An 18,762-nucleotide genomic window follows, 5' to 3' on the forward strand; every position below is an offset into this window, starting at 1 on the left:
ATCGCGGTGATGTGCCGTCGATCCGGGCATACCGAGGCACCGGTGCGGCCAGTCTCCCGGCAGAACGCCGACAGAGGTCGGACCCGGCTCGGCGAGTGCGCGAGTGGCGAATGGCCTACATTGATCGTAGTTGGTGTGCCGGGAAGTCTGGTCGGCCTTGCTTTGACGACCACAAATGATGGGACTCTCGATTTGGCAACCAGCCCGTTCTCGCCGATGCGCCGCCCGGTCTTCTCACGAGGTTCCTGGGCGGAGACCCGCCGGGTCACCGAAATTCTCCGCAAGGAAACCGTCGGCGGCGCCATCCTCCTGGTGGCCGCCGCTGCGGCGTTGATCTGGGCGAATTCCCCGTGGGCGCAGAGCTACTTCGCGCTGCGCGATCTCGAGCTGGGAGGCGAATGGTTCGGGCTGCACCTGAACCTCACGCTGGGGGCCTGGGCCGCCGACGGGCTGCTGGCGATCTTCTTTCTGGTGGTCGGCTTTGAGCTCAAGCGGGAGTTCGTTGCCGGCGATCTACGGGATCCGAGTCGGGCGGCGCTGCCGATCGCTGCCGCGGTCGGCGGCATGGTGGTGCCCGCGCTGATCTTCGTCCTGGTGAACCTCAACACCGGGGACGGGGCGTTGCGCGGCTGGGCGATCCCGACTGCCACGGACATCGCGTTCGCGGTGGCGGTGCTCGCCGTGATCGCCACCCATCTGCCGTCCGCGCTGAGGACGTTCCTGCTGACGCTGGCCGTCATCGATGACCTGCTGGCGATCACCGTCATCGCCGTGTTCTACACCCAGGAGATCAACGGGTGGGCGTTGGCCCTGGCGGTGGTTCCGCTGGCGCTCTTCACAGTGTGCGTCCAGCGCGGCGTCCAGAAGTGGTGGGTGCTCGTCCCTCTGGCGGTGGCGGTGTGGGTGCTGGTGCACGAGTCGGGTGTGCACGCCACGGTGGCCGGCGTGCTGCTCGGTTTCGCGGTTCCGGTGCGGCGATCGGCGACACAGCGGGGACGTGAAGTCGAGCCGGAGCACCGGGTGGGTATGGCCGAGTATTTCGAACACCGGTTCCGTCCGATCTCGGCCGGCGTCGCGATTCCGGTGTTCGCCTTCTTCGCCGCCGGTGTGAGCATCGGTGGTCTCAGCGGGCTGACCCGGGCACTCGGCGATCCGATCACCTTGGGAATCGTGCTCGGCCTGGTCTTGGGCAAGCCGATCGGGATCCTGCTCACCACCCGTGTCCTGTCGGCGGTGACGCGGGCCAGCCTGGATTCGTCGTTGCGGTGGGTGGACGTGCTCGGGATGTCCATGCTGGCCGGCGTCGGGTTCACCGTGTCGCTGTTGATCGGCGACCTGGCCTACGGCATGGGGTCCGAACGTGACGAATTTGTGAAGATCGGTGTGTTGTCCGGCTCGCTGCTGGCGGCCACGTTGGCGGCCGGCATCCTGCTCACCAGAAACCGTGTCTACCGGCGGATATACCAGGAAGAAACGGCCGATGCCGACCGCGACGGAGTGCCCGATGTCTACCAGACTCGACAGGACTGACCATCTCGGCCGTGCGTAGACTGACGGGATGCTTGAACAGATCCGCGGTCCCGCAGATCTACAGCACCTGTCGCAGGCGCAGATGGAGGACCTGGCCCGCGAAATCCGTGACTTCCTGATCCACAAGGTCGCGGCGACGGGTGGGCATCTGGGACCCAACCTCGGCGTTGTCGAGCTCACGCTGGCGCTGCACCGGGTCTTCGATTCCCCGCACGACCCGATCCTCTTCGACACCGGGCACCAGGCCTACGTGCACAAGATGCTCACGGGTCGCAGCCAGGACTTCAATTCGCTGCGCAAAAAGGACGGCCTGTCCGGCTATCCGTCGCGCGCCGAGAGTGAGCACGACTGGGTCGAGTCCAGCCACGCCAGCTCAGCGCTGTCCTACGCCGACGGTCTGGCCAAGGCGTTCGAGCTGTCCGGGCACCGCAACCGGCACGTGGTGGCGGTGGTCGGGGACGGTGCGCTGACCGGGGGCATGTGCTGGGAGGCGATGAACAACATCGCCGCGTCGCGTCGCCCGATCGTGATCGTGGTCAACGACAACGGCCGCAGCTATGCGCCGACCATCGGCGGTTTCGCCGAACACCTCGCCGGCCTGCGGCTGCAGCCCGGCTACGAGCGCTTCCTGGAGGAGGGCCGCAAGGCGGTCCGTGGCGTGCCGATGATCGGCGAGTTCTGCTACCAGTGCATGCACAGCATCAAGGCCGGCATCAAGGATGCGTTGTCACCGCAGGTGATGTTCACCGATCTCGGCCTGAAGTACGTGGGGCCCATCGACGGTCACGACGAGCACGCTGTGGAAAGCGCGCTGCGGCACGCCCGCGCGTTCAACGCCCCGGTGGTGGTGCATGTCGTGACCCGCAAGGGCATGGGCTACGCGCCCGCCGAGAACGACGTCGACGATCAGATGCACGCGTGCGGTGTCATCGACCCCCAAACCGGTCTGGCGACCTCGGTGCCCGGGCCCGGCTGGACGTCGACGTTCTCCGAGGCGCTGATCCGGCTGGCGAGCAAGCGCCGAGACATCGTCGCCATCACCGCCGCGATGCCCGGACCCACCGGATTGAGCGCGTTCCGGGAACGCTTCCCGGATCGCTTCTTCGACGTCGGTATCGCCGAGCAGCACGCGATGACGTCGGCCGCGGGGCTGGCCATGGGCGGCATGCATCCGGTGGTGGCGATCTACTCGACGTTCCTCAACCGCGCGTTCGACCAGATGCTGATGGACGTCGCGCTGCACAAGCTGCCGGTGACCATGGTGCTGGACCGCTCCGGGATCACCGGACCGGACGGCGCCAGCCACAACGGAATGTGGGACCTGTCGATCCTGGGCATCGTGCCCGGCATGCGGGTCGCCGCACCACGCGACGGTGCGCGCCTGCGGGAGGAACTCGGCGAAGCTGTCGAGGTCAACGACGGCCCCACCGCCGTGCGGTTCCCGAAAGGCGATGTCGGCGAAGACATCCCGGCGATCGAACGTCGCGACGGGGTGGACATCCTCACGCTTCCTGCCGAGGGGATGTCCGAGGACGTGCTCGTGGTGGCCGTCGGTCCGTTCGCCGCGATGGCGCTGGCGGTCGCCGAACGACTGCGCAACCAAGGCATCGGTGTGACCGTGGTGGACCCGCGGTGGGTGCTGCCCGTGCCCGAACAGATCGCGACCCTGGCGGACCGGCACAAGCTCGTCGTCACCATCGAGGACAACGGCGGTCACGGTGGGGTCGGATCGGCGGTGTCGAGTGCGTTGCGTCGCAACGAGATCGATGTGCCGTGCCGGGACGCCGCGCTGCCGCAGGAGTTCTTCGCCCACGCCTCGCGGGGTGAGGTGCTCGCCGAGGTCGGGCTGACCGAACAGAGCATCGCCCGCCAGATCACCGGCTGGGTGGCCGCGCTCGGCGCCGCCGCCGGTGACAGCGAGGTCAGTGAGCGCGTCGACTGACGATGGCGAAAACCCACTCCGCTCGCCTCACGGCGGGCGCCGTGCTGACGATCGCTGCGCTGGTGGGCTGTGCTCCGACCGCGGATGCCGCCACACCCATGTGGTCCGGCCTGGACGCCAGGGCGCTGGAGGTGCCCGCCGCGTCACCCGGCACCCTGCTGGACACCGTGCCGCTGGACCCGGCGCTGTCGGTGCCGGGGGCCGGCGCCGCCTACCGCATCCTGTACTCCACCATCGACCAGCACGACCGCCCCGCGGTCAGCACCGCGGTGGTGTTCACCCCCAGCATCGCTGCCCCGCAGGGTGGGTGGCCGGTGATCGCGTGGGCGCACGGCACCGTCGGGCTCGGTGACGACTGCACCCCGTCGGCGCTGCCACGCAGCGGCCGCGACAAGGAGTATCTGTCGCACTGGCTCGACCAGGGCTACGCGGTGGTGGGCAGCGACTACACCGGTCTGGGCACACCGGGGTTGATGAGTTATCTGAACAGCCGGAGCACTGCACGCGCCGTGGTGGACTCGGTGATCGCGGCCCGCCAGATGGATCTCGATCTGTCGCCGAAGTGGGCCGTCGTCGGACAGTCGCAGGGCGGGGGAGCCGCCGTCGCGACAGCCCGGTGGGCCACCGAGTTCAGCGCCGGTCGCGGGCTGGACTACCGCGGCGTCGTCGCGACCGGCACCCCGGCCAACGTCGAGAACATCGTCAAACAGGCCGGCCCCGACATGGCCGTCCCGCCCGAACTGGGCCCGATGGGCAGCGCCTACACCGCTTACATCGTCGCCGCGCTGCGAGAGGCCCGTCCCGACCTTGATCTGGACCAGGTGCTGACCCGGGAGGGCCGGGCGGCCGCGGACAAGGCCGAAACTCTCTGCGCCGCAGAGCTTCCCGGTGCACTCGAAGGGCTGAAAGTACCGGAGTTCTTCACCGCGCCGATCGCGTCGATCCCCGGCGCCCCTGAGGCGATCGACGCGTACATGGGCGTCCCCGCAACGGGATACGACCGCCCGGTGTTCCTCGGCGTCGGGATGCAGGACCGTGACGTCCCGCCGAACCTGACGCTGCGGTTTTCCGAACGGCTGACCGACAACGGTCAGGGCGTGACGCTGAAGGTGTATCCGGATTCCGACCACAGCGGCACCGTGCTGGCCTCGATTCCCGACTCGACGCCGTTCCTGGCACGGGCGCTGGCCTGAGCGCCGCCCGTCAGTGGCCGAACCGCGGTATGCCGGCCGGGGTTTGACTCATCGGCCCAGGTGATCGCATAGTGTATCCAATCACCTGAAAGCGAGAGCCGATGTCACCGCGCACCGCAACCAAACGTTCTGCGTCGCGGAACAACGACGAGCGCGACGCGTCGACGGCCTCGGCCGCGGGTGCCGACCGCGGACGCCGGTCGGACTTCGTCCGCCCCAAAACCGCCCAGCAGGCTGTCGTGGAGGCGCTGCGGCACGACATCACGACCGGCAAGCTGGCACCCGGCAGCTGGATCGTGCAGGAGGCCGTGGCCGAACAGTTCGGCATGTCGCGCATCCCGATCCGCGAAGCACTCAAGACGCTGGAGGCCGAGGAGTACATCACCTATGTGCCGCACAGCGGCTACCGCGTCACCAAACTCAGCCTGGGCGACCTGGTCGAGGTGTTCACCCTACGCGCCATCCTGGAGGAAGCGCTGATCCGGGATGCGATGCCCGGGGTCACCGACCAGATCGTCGACGAGATGCGCAGCTGTAACGCCGAAATGGACAAAGCGCTCGCCGACGGCGATCTGATCTCGGTGGGCGTGTTCAACCGGCAGTTCCATTTCCTGACCTTCCACGCCAGTGGGATGGCCCGCACCAAGCGCATCGTCACCCAGTTGTGGAACACCGCTGACGCCTACCGGCCGATGTACTCGCCGCTGCTCGACATGCCGAAGGTCTGCCACGAGCATGTGGCGATGATCGAGGCGATGGCCGCCCGCGACGTCGAACGGATGGTGGCGCTCAACCACGAGCACCGCGCCCACGCGATCGAGCCGATCCACCGGATCTTCGATTCCGAACCCGACACGCCGGCGTGACGGTCGCCGACCGGCTGCGCGAGCTGGGCTTGTCACTTCCTGCTGCGCCGCCCCCGAAGGGTGCCTATTCCCCGAGCCGGCGGTGCGGCGACCAGCTCTGGGTCTCCGGAGCGACGGCCCGCCGCGCCGGCGTGCCCGCGTTGCGCGGGGTCGTGGGCGACGACGTGACCGTCGAGACTGCCGTGGAGCAGGCGGCGCTGGCCGCGCTGAATCTTCTCGGCGCGATCGAGGCCGCCGTGGGGCTGGACGCGGTGAGTACGGTGATCCACCTGCGCGGCTATGTGCGCGCGGTCGGCGAGTTCGACGCTCACCCGGCGGTCATCGACGGAGCATCGAAGGTGTTGATCGATGTGTTCGGCGCCGACGTCGGTGCGCACGCGCGGACCGCGATCGGTGTCGCATCGTTGCCCGGTGGGGCGTGCGTGGAGCTCGATCTCGTGGTCAGCGTCGCACCGGCCTGAGGCGCTCCAGCCAGCGCCCTATCGCCAGGCCCAGCGTGAGCCCAGCGAATCCGTTGACCGCCAAGGTGATCCATTCCGGAAGCGGCACCGGGGCCGGGTGCGACGGACGTTCGCCGGTCGCGCCGGGCGCGGGCGCGGGACCGCCGGCGATCACCGCGTCGAGTCGCTCGACGAACTGGCCGATGATGCGGTTGCTCACCGGGACGATCGCGCTCTTGCCGAACTGCGCGATGCGGCCGCTGAGCTCGACGTCGGTGGTGACGGTGACGACCGTACGGCCCGCCTGTTCGCGGGCCACCAGGCGCACCGTGGCCTCGGTCGACCCGTTGCCCTTGCGGTCGGCGGCGGTGCCCGAGACCACCATCTCCCTGGCCGCGTCGTCCTGTGAGACCAGAGTCGCCTTGCCCGCCAACGTCATTCCGATCGGTCCGACCTTGACGGTGACGCGGGCGTGGTAGTCGGCGCCCTCGTGACGGTCCAGCTCGGCACCCGGGACGCACCGCACGACGGTCGGTATGTCGGTGAGCACCGCCCATGCGTCGTCCAGTGGCGCGTCGACCGTGAACTCGTTCATGAGTTTCATTCACTGCCTCCGGTTGTGATTCCGACCACCTAACCCTACGATTGGATACGATATACAGCAATCGCACACTCGCCCCGAGGAGGCTTTCCGAATGCTGAGCATGGGTGCAGGACTGTTCCCGACCGAACCGGCGGGGGCGATGTGTTCCTATGTCCGGCTCTGTGAGGACCTCGGGTACGACCATGTCTGGTTCGGCGATTCCCAGAACATTTGGCGGGAGTCCTCGACGGTGATGGGCGCCGCCGCGGTCGGCACCGAGCGGATCGTGTTCGGCACGGGGGTGACCAACGCGGTCACCCGACACCCCTCGCTACTGGCCTCCACGTGGGCCACGTTGGCCGAGTTCACCGGCGGCCGAGTCGCTCTCGGTATCGGCACCGGGGATTCGTCGTTGCGGACGATGGGCCTCAAGCCGCTCAAGCTCGCCGAACTGGAGAAGTCCATCACGGACCTGCGCGCGCTGTTCCGCGGCGAGAAGGTCGCCGAACCCACCAGCGGGGCCGAGTACCACCTCAACTACCTCAGCGGCCCGGTGGACATCCCGATCTACATCGCCGCGTCCGCGCCCAAGATCCTGGAGATGTCCGGCCGCATCGCCGACGGCGTCATCGTGCTGGTGGGCACGGCACCCGAGTTCATCGAGGGTGCGCTGCGGACCATCGAGCGGGGCGCGCGGCAGAGTGGGCGCACGCTCGATGACCTCCACATCGTGCTGTGGACCCCGACGGCGATCGGCGAGGACAGCACCGAGGCGCGAGATCTGGTGCGCGCACACGTCTCCCGGGTCGCGATCCGCCCGTTGCCGGCCAAGGTGGACCCCTCGCTGGAAAAGGCCATCGACCGGATCAGGGAACAGTACAACTACTACGAGCACATGAACCCCGAGGCCGCGCACGCCGATCTGGTGCCCGACGAACTCGTCGATCTCTTCGCGCTGGCCGGCACGAGGGCAGAGTGCGCCCAGCGACTCAAGGAGATCGAGTCGCTCGGAGTCGACCAGGTGTCGATCGTCCCGTTCGTGCGGCCCGGGCAAAGTCGCGAGGGCACGATCCGCGCCTTCGCCGACATCGTCAGCGGCCGCCAGGGGTGAGCCGCTCCGACGCCGCGGATCTGCGCCCGTACCCGGCGCCTGGCAGTGCCGTGCCCGGGGCTCCGCCGGCTTTGAAGCGCGCGCTCACCCCGGCCGATGGCGTCGTGCACTCTCGGCCTGCACCGCCGGTCGTCTCCCAATATGCTGACGTGCGGCGCGAGCAGCAGACGGCGGAATCGGCGCACGGATCCGGTCTGCGTGCTGCCTCGGTGCTGTTGGGTGTCGCGGCCGGGCTGGAAGTGGCGGCAATGTTATCCAGGCGACATCGCCCCTAAATATTGCTCTACATCACACTTCTTCGTATAGTGTATCCAATATTCAAACCCCTTCTGGAGGCGTCCCACATGTCACGGTTTCCCAAGGTCATCGGTGCAATCGTCGCAACGTCCGCACTGCTCGTCGGCGCCACCGCGTGCGCTGACGAATCTGCCGGACCGGCCGACGCCGGTGGCAGCGCGGGAGCCACGACCGACACGCTGAGCATCTCGGCGACCGGCGTCGACAGCCTGCCCTTCATGGCGATCCTGACCGCGGGAATCAACAAGAAGTGGTTCGAGGAGGAGGGGCTCAAGGTTGACCTGTTCTCCGGGGGTGGCGGCGGCAATACGCTGCGCGTGGTGACCAGCGGTGACGCCGACATGGCGATCGCGGGCAACAGCTCGGTACTTCTGGCTGCGCAGCAACCGAATTCGAACCTCAAGGTCGTCGCGCCGTGGTTCCAGGTCAATGACTTCTCGTGGATCAGCCCACCCGGGCGTTCGATCGAGGGCGCCGTGCTGGGCTTCAGCTCGGCCGGTTCGTCGACCGAGCTTCTGGTCAAGGGCCTGGAACGCGAACTCGGCCAGGGCGTCCGGGCCCAGGCCGTCGGCCAGATGGGTGACAACTGGACCGCCGCCAAGGCCAATCAGATCACCGCGGGCTGGGCGATGCAGCCGTTCATCGCCGAGAAGCAGGCCAGCGAGAACGCCGAGGTTCTGATCAACTCCCGCGACGTGCTGGGCGACCTGCCGGCCGACCTGGTCGCGGTCAACACCGACTACGCCGAGGCCAACCCCGAGAACCTGAAGAAGTTCTTCAAGGTCGCCGACCGGCTCAACGAGTGGGTCGTGTCCAACCCCGACGAGGCCGGCGCCGAGATCGGACCGCTGGTGGGGGTCTCCCCGGAGGTCATGCAGGCCGCCCTGCGCAACAGCCCCGATCTGGCCAAGGCTTACTCGCTCAAGGTCGATCCCGAAGGCCTGAACAACCTCTCCGACTTGATGCTGGCCGCCGGTCAGATCGACCAGCCCGTGGACTGGGCCACCGTGCTCGACCAGCAGTACCTGCCCGAGGACGACCGCGCCACCTTCTGACCGACCGTCGACTCCAGCCCACGACCGAGCGAAAAGGTAGCGACTTGAACTCACCAGGCATCGAGATGACCGGAGTGTCAGTCGTATTCGACACTCCCGCCCGCCGGGTCACGGCGGTCACCGGTATCGACCAGAGTGTTCCGCATGCGAGCTTTGTGTCCATCGTCGGACCGAGCGGATGCGGGAAGTCGACGCTGCTCGCGGTGGTTGCGGGGCTGCAGAAGGCGACCACCGGCACCGTCAGCGTCGCCGGCAAGCCGGTGACCGGCCCCGACCCCAAGATCGGCGTGGTGTTCCAGGAGGACTCGACACTTCCCTGGCGCACCGTCGAGGAAAACGTCAGCTTCGCTATGGAGATGATCGGGGTTGCGAAGGAGGCGCGGCGCAGGCGGGCCAAGGAGGCCATCGACCTGGTGGGCTTGAGCGGATTCGAGAAGTCCTATCCCTCACAGCTTTCCGGGGGTATGCGGCAGCGCGTCGCGCTGGCGCGCACGCTGGCCGTGCAGCCGGAGGTGGTGCTGATGGACGAGCCGTTCGCAGCCCTGGACCAGCAGACCCGGCTGTTCCTGGGTGCCGAGGTGCGCCAGATCTGGGCCAGGACCAAGCAGACGATCATGTTCGTCACCCACGACATCTCCGAGGCGATCCTGCTCTCGCAACAGGTCTGGGTGATGTCCTACCGTCCCGGCACCATCATCGACGTCGTCGACATCGACCTGCCGGGGGAGCGCGACGCCGGGGTGGTCTCAACGCCGCGGTTCAACGAGCTGCACAACCGGATCTGGGGATCCCTGCAGGCCGAGTCGATGCGCGGCTTCCAGCAGCAGGAGACGGCGGCCACGTGAGCACCTCGTTCGCAGCCACCGACGACCTGCCCACCGAGGCCACGCCGCCCGGCACGCCGGCTGGACCGCAGCGCCGCGGGCGACGGTTCGGAAAGCTGGCCTACAGCGCGGGGTCGACAGTGCTGCTGCTGCTGGCGTTCACCGCGTTCGCCGAGATCGGTTCCGCCGCGGGCTGGTGGAACGACCATGTGATGCCGGCGCCGTCGGTGATCGTCGCCGAGCTGGGTGTGCTGCTCACCGAATCGCAGTTTTGGCTTGATGCGCAGCGCACCGGCATCGAGGTGGCGCTGTCGATCCTGTTCGGCTGTTTGTTGGGGTTCGCCGCGGGCCTGCTGTTCTGGAAGGTGCCGTTGCTGGGCCGGGTGTTCGAGCCCTACCTGGTCTCGTTCTATGCCGTACCGCTGGTGCTGTTCTATCCGGTGATGATTGGCTCGTCGGTATCAACTCGATGTCGGTGATCATCCTGGCCACCATCATGGCGGCCATCCCGATGGCGTTGAACACCGCCGTGGGCCTGAATCAGATGCCGCCGGTGTACATGAAGTTGGCGCGCTCACTGAGAGCCTCGCCGCGGCAGACGCTGTTCGCCATCGCCATCCCGGCTGCCGGGCCGTTCATCGTCGCCGGTCTGCGGCTGGCGGTGGTGTACGCGCTGATCGGCACCATCGCGATGGAGTTCACGACGGCCCAGGCCGGATTGGGGTACCGCATCCGGTATCTCTACGAAATCTTCGACAACGTCGGCATGTTCGCCTACATCGTGGTCGTGCTGGTGCTCTCGTGCCTGCTCACGGTCGCGCTGGCCACCGTCGAGCGGGTGTTGTTGCGAGGGAGGAACGCGTGACCGCCACCATGCCGGCCCCGAAACCGACCTCGACGGACACCGCATCCGAAACCGTTGCGCCACTCCGTTTCTCGTGGCGGTCCCTGCTGGCCAGCCAGGCGGTCGGGGCCGGCCTGTTGGCGGTGGTGGTGGTGCTCGCCTGGCAGGTGATGTCCGGTCTGACGTTCGTGATCCCGTCACCGGTGCAGACGATCGTGGTGCTGTTCGAGAATCTGTCCGACCCCGCCTACCTGTTCGACCTGCGGGTCACCGCGCAGTCAGTGCTGATGGCGTTCGTGGTCGGTACCGCCGCCGGCGGCGGGTTGGGCCTGATGCTGGGCCTGTCGAGCCGGCTGCGGACGATCTTCGAACCGCTCATCATCGTGCTCAACGGGATTCCCAAGATCGTGCTCTACCCGGTGCTGCTGCCGATCTTCAGCCTGTCGGGTTCCAAGGTCGTGATGGGCGTGCTGTTCGCCCTGTTCCCGGTGCTGATCAACGTGTCCACCGGCGTGCAGGAGATCCCGAAGGTCTACTGGAAACTGGCACGCTCGGTCCGCGCGAATGCCTGGCAGATGTTGACCCACATCATCTTCCCGGCCATCCGGCGTCCGATGCTGACCGGGATCCGGCTCGCCGTCAGCCTCGCGGTGGTCGGCGTCGTGCTGTCGGAGTTCTTCGCCACCCGGCGCGGTCTGGGCAGGGTGGTGCTGCAGGCTTACAGCCACGGTGATTACCCGTCGATGGTAGCCACCATCATGCTGCTGATCACCATCTCGTTCGGCATCTCGATCGCCTTGTGGCAGTGGGAGAAACGGCTACATTGAGCCGATCGGTGGGGAGCTCGGTACGGCGCCGGGAAGACGACCGTATGCTGGCCGGGAACGGACGGTTCCTGGCCGATCACGCGGCGGGCGCCAAGCATGTCGTTTTCATCAGGTCCACCCAACCGCACGCCCGGATCACCGGCATCGACACCGCCGTCGCCGAGCAGATGCCCGGTGTGCACGGCGTTTTCACCGCCGCCGACCTCGGCCTGGAGCACACGCCGATCCCGTCGCTGACCACGCCGGATCCGGACTTCACCGCGGCCACCTCCCTCGTGCTCGCGCAGCAGCGGCTGGCGATCCTCGCCTCGGACCACGTCCACTTCGTCGGCCAGCCGATCGCCGTCGTGGTCGCCGACGACCGGTATCTGGCCGAGGATGCCGCCGAGCACGTCGTGGTGTCCTATCAGAGTCTGGAGCCGGTCGTCGACGCCGAGGCGGCGCTGGACCCCGCCGCTCCCGTGCTGTTCGATCACCTGGGCCACAACGAGGCGGCCCGGCTGGAGTACGGGTTCGGTGATCCCGGGCGGGCGTTCGAGGCGGCCGCCCACGTGGTCGAGGACACCTACCGGATGGAGCGCCACGGTGCGGTGCCGCTGGAATGTCGCGGTGTGCTGGCTGAATACGCCGCGACACCGGGGCGTGTGGAGGTGTCCACGTCCACCCAGATCCCGCACATGGTGCGCAACGCGATCTGCTCGGTGACGGGCTGGACGCGCGACCAGGTGAAGGTCAGCGTGCCCGATGTCGGCGGCGGCTTCGGCACCAAGGCCAACGTGTACGCCGAGGAGGTCGTCCTCGCGGTGCTCGCCGAACATGTTCGGCGCCGCCTGATCTGGGTCGAGGACCGGCAGGAACATCTGGTGTCCAGCGCGCAGGCCCGGGACCAGACGCACCGCGTCCGGCTGGCCGTCGACGCGACCGGGCGGATCCTGGGCTGGGACGTCGACTTCGTCGTCGACCTCGGCGCCGGAAGTCTTTGGGTCGCAGGCATCGTGGCCAACACCGCGGTGCACCTGATGGGCCCCTACCGTGTCCCGGCGATGCACGTGCGCGGCCGGGCCGCGCTGACCAACAAGACGCTGGTGGCGCAGTACCGCGGCGCGGGCCGGCCCGAGGCGACGTTCTCGCTGGAGCGCAGCCTCGACGCGGCCGCCGCCGCGCTGGGCATCTCGGGCGCCGAGATCCGCAGGCGCAACCTGCTGACCGCCGCCGACATGCCCTATCCGCGGCCCATCCCGTACCGCGACGGGGTCCCGATCGTCTACGACGGTGGCGACTACCTCGCGTGCCTGGAGTCGGTCCTGGCAGCGCTGCCGCCGTCGGAGGCCGACGTGTGCGCCCTCCAAAATCCGGACCACCGCATCGGTTACGGGCTGTCGTCCTACCTGGAGGCCACCGGGCGCGGGCCGCACGAGACCGGGCGGGTGCGGCTGCTGCCCGACGGCCGGTTCGAGGTCACGGCGGGGGCGGCCTCGGCGGGCCAGGGACACGAGACGGTCTTCGCGCAGGTGGCCGCGGATGCGCTTGAGGTCCCGCTGGAACGGGTGCGCTACGTGGCCTCGGACACCGAGCGCCTCCCCGAAGGGGTGGGCACGTTCGCCAGCCGGTCGGCAGTCCTGGCGGGCTCGGCGGTACACCAGGCGTGCCGTGAGCTGGTCGCGCTCGGCGCGGCGCGGGCCGCGGACCTGATGGGCGTCGGGCACGCCGACTATGCGGACGGCCGCTTCACCGCGGGCCGCGAGGTGCTGGGCTGGGACGAGCTGGCCGCGGCGAGCCGTGTCGGGGGTGCCGGCGAGGGCGGTGCGGCGCTCGACGTGACATCGGTGTACCGGGTCGAGACGGTCACCTGGACCATGGGGGTGCACGCGGTGATCGTGGGTGTGCACCGCCGCACCGGGATCGTGAAGGTGCTGCGCTACGCGGTTTCCCATGAAGGAGGCCGGGAGATCAACCCGCGCATCGTCGAGGGCCAGATCATCGGCGGCGTGGCCCAGGGGATCGGCGGTGCGCTCTTCGAGGCGTGGCGGTATTCGCCCACCGGGGAGCCGACGTCGACCACCTTCGCGGCCTACCACCTTCCGCTGACCACCGATGTGCCGGACGTGATCGTGAACCACCTGCCCGTCGCCACCCCGGTCAATCCGCTCGGCGTGCGCGGTGCGGGGGAGAGCGGCACCATCGCCGTGTACTCGGCGGTGGCCGGGGCCGTCGATGACGCCGTCGGCGGTGGCCTGCACGTCACCAGCACGCCGATCCAGACCGGTGAGCTGTGCCGGGCGATGCAGAGGGTGGCGTCGTGAAGCCGGCGCCCTTCGACTACCACCGGCCCGAAACCGTCGCCGGAACACTGGATCTGCTGGCCGCCGATCCCGACGCCAAACTGCTGGCGGGTGGCCAGTCGCTGTTGACGCTGATGAACCTGCGCCTGGCCCGGCCCTCGGCGGTGATCGACATCGGCCGGCTGACCGAGCTGAACCGGGTCTTCGACGACACCGACGACCTGATCCTGGGCGCGCTGGTGACGCACCGCACCGTCGAGGTGGACCCACTGATCGCGGCGCGCGCCCCGTTGCTGGCCGAGGCGGCGCGGCACATCGGGCACGTCGGCATCCGCAACCGCGGTACCATCGGCGGTTCGGTCGCGCACGCCGACCCTGCCGCGGAAATGCCCTTGGCCACACTGGTTCTCGACGCGACCTTCCATGTCGAGTCGTCGTCGTCCGGGCGGCGCACGGTCGGCGCGGACGAGATGTTCGTGTCGTTCTACACCAGCGCGCTGGCGCCCGACGAGATGATCACCTGGATCTCGGTGCCCGCGATCCGACCGGACCAGGGCTGGGGTTTTATCGAATATGCCCACCAGCACGGTGATTACGGCCTGGCCGGCGCGGGCTGCATGCTCACCCTCGGACCGGACGGGCGGGTCTCGGCGCTGCGTGCCGGCGTGCTGAGCGTGGCCGACCGGCCGCTGCTGTTCGGCGGCGACGACGTCGTCGGCGAGCTGCCGTCCGAGCGGTTGTGGCAGCAGCTGGGCCGGCGGTGGGCCGGCGGCACCGAACCGGTCGCCGACGACACCGACTATGCGCGGCGGCTTTGCGCGTCCGCGCTGACCGAGGCGATGACCGCTGCGCACCGGCGCGCCTGCACGGCCGGAAGGGAGCACGATGCACGCTGACACACCCGCGCAGGTGGCCATCTCGTTGATCGTGAACGGCAGGCAGATCTCCCGCGCCGTGGCGCCGCGGCTCACACTCGCCGACTTCCTCCGCGACGAACTCGGGCTCACCGGAACGCATCTGGGTTGCGAACACGGGGTCTGCGGGGCGTGCACGGTGTTCATCGACGGTCGTTCCGGACGGGCGTGCCTGATGCTCGCGGTGCAGGCCGACGGACTGCGGGTCGACACCGTGGAGGGACTCGACCAGTTCGAGGAGGCCGCGCGCCTCAAGCAGGCGTTCACCCGCTGCGGCGGGCTGCAGTGCGGGTTCTGCACCCCGGGATTTCTGGTCAGCGCCGTCGAGTTGCTCCGCGACCCGGATGCGGAGAAACCGCTGACCGCCGAGTCGGTGCGGGAAGCGTTGTCGGGCAACGTGTGCCGATGCACCGGCTATCAGGGCATCGTGGCGGCGGTACTGGACGCCGCGGCGGCGCCCGCCGATGGCGCGGACAGTGCCGAGTCCTGACGGTGAGCCCACCTCGGCGGTGCCGCCCGCCCTGCGGCGTCGACGACCCGCCGAGCTGCTGAGGCCGGTCGGCGCGAGCCGGTGGGGGATGGCGGCCTGGCTGGCGGCCGGGCTCGGCGCGATCCTCGTGGCCACCGCGGCGGTCGGACACGCCGAGCTCGGGTCGGCGATGGGGCTGGGATTCGTGTTGACCGCGGTGCCGTCGCTGCCGCCGACGTGGCGGGCGGCGTTCGCGACCATCGCGATCCGCGCGCTGGCGGTGCTGACCGGCGCGGCGCTGGCCGTGCTGACGGTCGGTCACCCGACGGCGCTGGCGGGCGTGACCGTCGCGGCCGCGGTGTGCGGTGGCCTGCTGGCCCGGGTCGGCCCGACGGCCGCGCTGGCGGTGGTGCTGGTCGCGGTCGACGTGCCTGACGACGGTGGCGCGGAACGGCTGTTGCCCTATGCGGCCGGCGCGCTGGTGGTGGCCGTCGCGTGGACGGCGTGGTTCGTGTGTGCCGAGGCGCTGCGCCGGCGGCGCGGGACGGCGGCCCCCACGGCGCCCGCGGCCGAGCGGGGCTGGCGTGAGTCATGGCCGCACGCGGTGCGGGTGGGGGTGGCCGTCGCGGTGGCGGTGAGCGTCGCCGGTCTGCTGCCCGAGGACCTGGTCGGCGGACACTGGCTTGTCACCAGCGTGGTGCTCACCGTGCAGCCCGCGGCTGGGGACACGGGAATGCGCCTGGCGCAGCGACTTTCGGGTAATGCCGTGGGGGCCCTGATCGCGGCGGTGCTGCTCGGGACGCATCCGTCGATACCGATGGTCGCGGTCGTCAGCGTGGTGTTGTTCACGCTGGCGATGGCCCTGCGGCCGGTGAACTACACCTGGTGGGCGGTGACGGGTCCGCCGGTGCTCCTGGTGATCAGCGAGTACCCGGAGCTCTTCCCCTGGTACGAGGGAGGCGTGCGGCTCGCGATGAACCTGGCCGGCGCGGTGATCGTGCTGGTGGTGGTCTTCGCCGTTCCGGCGTTGACGCGCAGGACATTCCGCACGGGGGCGACGACGATGACTTCCCAGAAGACGGGGCAGGACGATAGTGTATACAAAATCCAATCAAGGAGGCGCTAGGTGACGACCCTGCTCGTGGAGGACATCGGCCTCCTGGTGCACGGCGACCCGCGGGTCGCCCCGGTGCGCGACACCACCCTGCTCGTCGAGGACGGGTTGGTGGCCGGGATCGGGGTCAGCGCCGCAGCACCCGACCAGGTGCTCTCGGCGGGCGGGCTGACGGTGATGCCCGGTCTGGTCGACGGGCACGTCCACCCCACTTTCGGGGAGTGGACGCCGGCCCAGGATGCGATCGGCTGGATCCACAACTATCTGCACGGCGGGACCACCTCGATGGTCTCGGCCGGCGAACTGCACATCCCCGGGCTGGCGCTCGACGCCCTCACCCCCGAACTCGTGCTGTCGATCGCGATCACGTCCAAGCACACCACCGGAAGGATGCGGCCGTCCGGGGTCAAGGTGAACGCGGGCACGGTGCTGCTGGTGCCGGGGATGACCGAAGAGCACTTCGACCGGGCCCACCGTGAGGGCATCGACCAGCTCAAGTTCATCTTCTACGACTGGAGCAGGTTGGGCGACGGCGAGGCCCAGCGCTACGTCCGCTGGGCGCACGAGCGCGGAATGACCGTGAAGCTGCACTCCGGTGGCGTGTCTCGGTCGGGGTCGAGCCGGGTCGCCGGCGCCGACGTGGTGACGGCCGTGGGTCCCGACGTTGTCGGGCACATCTCCGGCGGCCCCATCCCGCCACCGGACGCCGATATCCTGGCGATCATCGATCGTCTGCCCGACACCCACGTCGAGGTCTGCAGTTCGAACAACTACCGGGCCACCGGGATCGTCGTCGACGAACTCACGCGGCTCGGCAGGCTGGACCGGCTCACCCTCGGCACCGACACCCCCGGCGGCACCGGCGTCATCCCGCGCGGGATGTTGCGCGCGGTCTGCTATCTCGCGTCGGTGTGCGGGGTCGACCCGGTGGCGGCCGTCGCCGCGGCGACCGGGCAGACCGCGGCCGCCCACGGCTTGGACACCGGGGTGATCGCCGAGGGCCGACCGGCCGATCTGCTGGTGCTGGGCCCGATCACGGGTTCGATGGCCACCGATGCGCTGGAGTCCTTCGCCCTCGGCGACCTTCCCGGTATCGCGACGGTGCTGGTCGACGGCGTCCCGCTGGTCGCCACCCGCAGCGAGCAGACCCCGCCGCCGAGCCGCTCCGTGACCTGGCGAGGCACTCGGCCACGACCAGAGTCCGGGCGCCCCGTGCCCGTCGGAGCGCATAGCTCCGGCTGCTGCTGACCACCCCACCACGATGTAAGGAGACACCATGTCCGGCCAGCTTTCGCCGCACACCGGTCCGACCACCCCCGATGTGCTGCTACGCGTCGACAGCCTGCTCGACGACGAGGAGCGCCAGATCCGAGACACCGTGCGCGCGCTGGTGAAAGCGCGCATCAGCCCGGACATCGCGACCTGGTACGAGCGTGGCGAACTGCCCGTGCGTGAACTGGCCGTAGAACTCGGCGACCTCGGACTGCTCGGCATGCATCTGCAGGGCTACGGCTGCGCGGGTACCTCGGCGGTGGCCTACGGCCTGGCCTGCCTCGAACTCGAGGCAGGCGACTCCGGAATCCGGTCGCTGGTCAGCGTGCAGGGCTCGCTGGCGATGTTCGCGCTGCACGCCTTCGGCAGCGAGGAGCAGAAGCAGCAGTGGCTGCCCGAGATGGCCACCGGGCACAAGATCGGCTGCTTCGGACTGACCGAACCCGACTTCGGATCCAACCCGTCGGGCATGCGCACCCGCGCCACCCGCTCGGGAGACGACTGGATCCTCGACGGCACCAAGATGTGGATCACCAATGGTTCGGTGGCCGACGTCGCGATCGTGTGGGCGCGCACCGAGGACGGGATCCGCGGATTCGCCGTCCCGACCGACACCCCGGGGTTCACCGCCCGCACCATCAAGGCGAAGATGTCGCTGCGTGCGTCGGTCACGAGCGAGCTGGTGCTCGACGGAGTCCGCCTTCCCGACAGCGCTCGGCTGCCCGGCGCGACCAGCCTCCGGGCGCCGCTGAGCTGCCTCAACGAAGCCCGGTTCGGCATCATCTTCGGGGCCGTCGGCGCGGCCAGGGACTGCCTGGAGAGCGCGCTGAACTACGCGCAGTCGCGTGAGCAGTTCGACCGGCCCATCGGCGGCTTCCAGCTGACCCAGCAGAAGCTCGCCGACATGACGCTGGAGTATGGCAAGGCGTTGCTGTTGGCCCTGCATCTGGGCCGGGCCAAGGACGCCACCGGTCTGCGCCCCGAAGAGGTGAGCCTGGGCAAGCTCAACAACGTCCGCGAGGCCATCGAGATCGCCCGGACCTCGCGCACCATTCTGGGAGCCAGCGGCATCACCGGCGAATACCCGGTCATGCGCCACGCCAACAATCTGGAGTCGGTGCTGACCTACGAGGGCACCAGCGAGATGCATACGCTGATGATCGGGCAGGCCCTCACCGGCGTCGCCGCGTTCCGCTGAT

Annotated in this window: 18 protein-coding genes; 17 read left to right on the top strand and 1 reads right to left on the bottom strand. The window is 69.0% G+C overall.

What is annotated here, in order from left to right; all coding sequences use genetic code 11:
* Positions 1–216: 216 nt before the first annotated feature.
* The 5 genes from nhaA (at position 217) to KXD97_RS19760 (ending at position 5,992) form a co-directional block, all read left to right on the top strand.
* On the top strand, positions 217–1,530 hold the full coding sequence (gene nhaA / locus KXD97_RS19740; protein ID WP_260758073.1) for a Na+/H+ antiporter NhaA: 1,314 nt from the start codon (positions 217–219) through the stop codon (positions 1,528–1,530).
* 28 nt (positions 1,531–1,558) lie between these two features.
* Complete coding sequence (dxs, locus tag KXD97_RS19745; RefSeq protein WP_260751787.1) at positions 1,559–3,472, top strand: 1-deoxy-D-xylulose-5-phosphate synthase; 1,914 nt, start codon at positions 1,559–1,561, stop codon at positions 3,470–3,472.
* A 2-nt stretch (positions 3,473–3,474) separates the two neighbouring features.
* A complete protein-coding gene (locus KXD97_RS19750) occupies positions 3,475–4,665 on the top strand; it encodes a S9 family peptidase (protein ID WP_260751788.1) in 1,191 nt (396 codons plus the stop codon).
* A 101-nt stretch (positions 4,666–4,766) separates the two neighbouring features.
* The gene (locus tag KXD97_RS19755) at positions 4,767–5,531 is read left to right on the top strand and encodes a GntR family transcriptional regulator (protein WP_260751789.1); all 765 of its coding nucleotides are present in this window, start codon (positions 4,767–4,769) and stop codon (positions 5,529–5,531) included.
* A complete protein-coding gene (locus KXD97_RS19760; RefSeq protein ID WP_260751790.1) occupies positions 5,528–5,992 on the top strand; it encodes a RidA family protein in 465 nt (154 codons plus the stop codon). Before KXD97_RS19755 ends, KXD97_RS19760 begins: the two co-directional genes overlap by 4 nt.
* Here KXD97_RS19760 and KXD97_RS19765 read toward each other — a convergent pair.
* Positions 5,973–6,566 carry an SRPBCC family protein gene (locus KXD97_RS19765; protein ID WP_260751792.1) on the bottom strand — a complete coding sequence of 198 codons (594 nt, stop codon included), beginning with the start codon at positions 6,564–6,566 and terminating at the stop codon, positions 5,973–5,975. The genes KXD97_RS19760 and KXD97_RS19765 overlap by 20 nt on opposite strands.
* A gap of 109 nt (positions 6,567–6,675) precedes the next feature.
* On the opposite strand from KXD97_RS19765, the gene KXD97_RS19770 reads away from it, so the two are divergent.
* The 12 genes from KXD97_RS19770 (at position 6,676) to KXD97_RS19825 (ending at position 18,761) form a co-directional block, all read left to right on the top strand.
* Positions 6,676–7,665 (top strand): LLM class flavin-dependent oxidoreductase, encoded by a 990-nt coding sequence (locus KXD97_RS19770; protein ID WP_260751793.1) that lies wholly within the window; start codon positions 6,676–6,678, stop codon positions 7,663–7,665.
* Between the two features lie 344 nt (positions 7,666–8,009).
* Positions 8,010–9,017, top strand: coding sequence for an ABC transporter substrate-binding protein (locus KXD97_RS19775; RefSeq protein ID WP_260751794.1), 1,008 nt, complete (start codon positions 8,010–8,012; stop codon positions 9,015–9,017).
* A gap of 44 nt (positions 9,018–9,061) precedes the next feature.
* Positions 9,062–9,862, top strand: a complete 801-nt coding sequence (locus KXD97_RS19780) for an ABC transporter ATP-binding protein (protein ID WP_260751796.1) — start codon at positions 9,062–9,064, stop codon at positions 9,860–9,862.
* Positions 9,859–10,320, top strand: coding sequence for an ABC transporter permease (locus tag KXD97_RS19785; protein WP_260751797.1), 462 nt, complete (start codon positions 9,859–9,861; stop codon positions 10,318–10,320). Before KXD97_RS19780 ends, KXD97_RS19785 begins: the two co-directional genes overlap by 4 nt.
* Positions 10,311–10,706, top strand: a complete 396-nt coding sequence (locus tag KXD97_RS19790) for an ABC transporter permease (RefSeq protein WP_260751799.1) — start codon at positions 10,311–10,313, stop codon at positions 10,704–10,706. Before KXD97_RS19785 ends, KXD97_RS19790 begins: the two co-directional genes overlap by 10 nt.
* Entirely contained in the window at positions 10,703–11,512 is an 810-nt protein-coding gene (locus KXD97_RS19795) for an ABC transporter permease (protein ID WP_260751800.1), read from the top strand. Before KXD97_RS19790 ends, KXD97_RS19795 begins: the two co-directional genes overlap by 4 nt.
* Before the next feature lie 44 nt (positions 11,513–11,556).
* Positions 11,557–13,815 (top strand): xanthine dehydrogenase family protein molybdopterin-binding subunit, encoded by a 2,259-nt coding sequence (locus tag KXD97_RS19800; RefSeq protein ID WP_260751801.1) that lies wholly within the window; start codon positions 11,557–11,559, stop codon positions 13,813–13,815.
* Positions 13,812–14,690, top strand: coding sequence for a xanthine dehydrogenase family protein subunit M (locus KXD97_RS19805; protein WP_260751802.1), 879 nt, complete (start codon positions 13,812–13,814; stop codon positions 14,688–14,690). The genes KXD97_RS19800 and KXD97_RS19805 overlap by 4 nt, the downstream gene beginning before the upstream one ends.
* Positions 14,680–15,198, top strand: a complete 519-nt coding sequence (locus tag KXD97_RS19810; protein ID WP_260751803.1) for a (2Fe-2S)-binding protein — start codon at positions 14,680–14,682, stop codon at positions 15,196–15,198. Before KXD97_RS19805 ends, KXD97_RS19810 begins: the two co-directional genes overlap by 11 nt.
* Entirely contained in the window at positions 15,185–16,303 is a 1,119-nt protein-coding gene (locus KXD97_RS19815; RefSeq protein WP_260751804.1) for an FUSC family protein, read from the top strand. The genes KXD97_RS19810 and KXD97_RS19815 overlap by 14 nt, the downstream gene beginning before the upstream one ends.
* Positions 16,304–17,539 (top strand): amidohydrolase family protein, encoded by a 1,236-nt coding sequence (locus KXD97_RS19820; protein WP_260751805.1) that lies wholly within the window; start codon positions 16,304–16,306, stop codon positions 17,537–17,539.
* A gap of 28 nt (positions 17,540–17,567) precedes the next feature.
* Positions 17,568–18,761, top strand: coding sequence for an acyl-CoA dehydrogenase family protein (locus KXD97_RS19825; RefSeq protein ID WP_260751807.1), 1,194 nt, complete (start codon positions 17,568–17,570; stop codon positions 18,759–18,761).
* The last annotated feature ends 1 nt before the right edge of the window (position 18,762 follow it).

The organism is Mycobacterium sp. SMC-8 (assembly GCF_025263565.1).
In the GTDB taxonomy this organism is placed as follows: domain Bacteria; phylum Actinomycetota; class Actinomycetes; order Mycobacteriales; family Mycobacteriaceae; genus Mycobacterium.